Source organism: Methanospirillum sp., assembly GCF_035406105.1.
GTDB lineage: Archaea > Halobacteriota > Methanomicrobia > Methanomicrobiales > Methanospirillaceae > Methanospirillum.
This window is the reverse complement of sequence record NZ_DAONKG010000359.1, coordinates 1-1,361: the sequence shown is the minus strand read 5'-3', so window position 1 is coordinate 1,361 and position 1,361 is coordinate 1. Positions and strand designations below refer to the sequence as shown.

Here is a 1,361-nt window from a genome sequence, read left to right as displayed (position 1 = left end):
TTGAACTTGCAGGCACTACACCTGCGGTATCCACTCTCATTGCTGTCATTGATCACCTGATTAAGAATGGCATCACCCTGATCGGGGGAGCGATCTCTGTTCTAAAACTCGGCGACTGGGTCATCCCTGAACTGAGTGAGAGTATCCGAAAACGGTTAAAAGATGAGTCGTGACCATGATCGACGCCGGACAGATATTTGGACTTATATCCTGGCTCTCTCTTCTTCTGCTGTTCCATTTTGCACTCTATCCCTGGATAAAAGCGTATCTTCCACCGGTAGCAGTGCCATTGTCGTGGACCGCCGGCTGGATTCTGACCGCCTGTGCAACCTGGTATGCGGTCTGGTGCGGCTTTTCACCGCTAGTCGGGTTGATACCTGCTGGTTTGGCAGTTCTCTGCTCCGGTATCTTTCATAAGCTGCACCATTATCGAAGCATCCCATCAGAATGGCGATATTACCTGCTCTTTGGCATGGTGTTCCTCACGCTGCTCATCGTCAGGGCATATAACCCTGATATAAACGGGGCAGAAAAATTCATGGATCACGGGTTTCTGGCATCTATTCTGAGAAGTCCCGTTGTACCGCCCTTGGATCCCTGGTTTGCAGGTGGTTCTCTCAATGTTTACTACTATTTTGGTCACTGGATAATTGCCACGCCTGCCCTGATGACCGGGATACCATCATACATCCTTTTCAATCTCGCTCTCCCGACCATTGCGGCACTCTCGGCACTCAACCTGTATGGAGTAGGATCCCTCACTCTGAAACAGGTACGGCTTCTTCCTGTGTTGGCTTTTTTTGTGGTAAATCCCTATTTCATCTATCTTGCCCTCACCGGAACACGATCCTTTACCCTGCTCTGGGACAGCAGCAGAGTAATTCAGAACACGATCAATGAATATCCGCTGTTTTCATTCCTGTTTGGCGACGTTCATGCACATGTCCTTGGTATCCTGGCCCAGTCATTCCTTGTCCTTCTGGTCACAGCGGCATGCATCTGCTGGAGAAGAGGGACACCGGTCCGGGTAGTAATAATTCTATTGACAGCACTTGGGCTTTCAGTCATTCCAGCCGTTAACAGTTGGGATGTTCTGATCTGGGCTCCTATGATTCTGGTCACCGGCCTGTGCCTGTTCCTTCGGGAGTGCGCCGGCCTGTCAATCCTCAAACACCCGCTCCGTCTGCTCCTCGCGGTTCGGAAGATAATAGGACAGGACCGGGTGTTGTGCGATACCCCGGGATATGCAGCAGTGCTGTATCTGATCCTTGTGCCGGTTCTGAGTCTGGCTCTGATAAGTCCGCTTCTCCTTGGGATGCATACCCAGGGCATTGCAGGAATCAGGCTTGTTCACACTCCCA

The 1,361-nt window shown here is 51.1% G+C and carries 1 protein-coding gene; it reads left to right on the top strand.

The features are described 5' to 3' along the window. Positions 1-175: 175 nt before the first annotated feature. Positions 176-1,361, top strand: a 1,186-nt coding sequence (locus PLA23_RS13460; RefSeq protein WP_324475547.1) for a DUF2298 domain-containing protein, incomplete at its 3' end; no start/stop codon positions are given.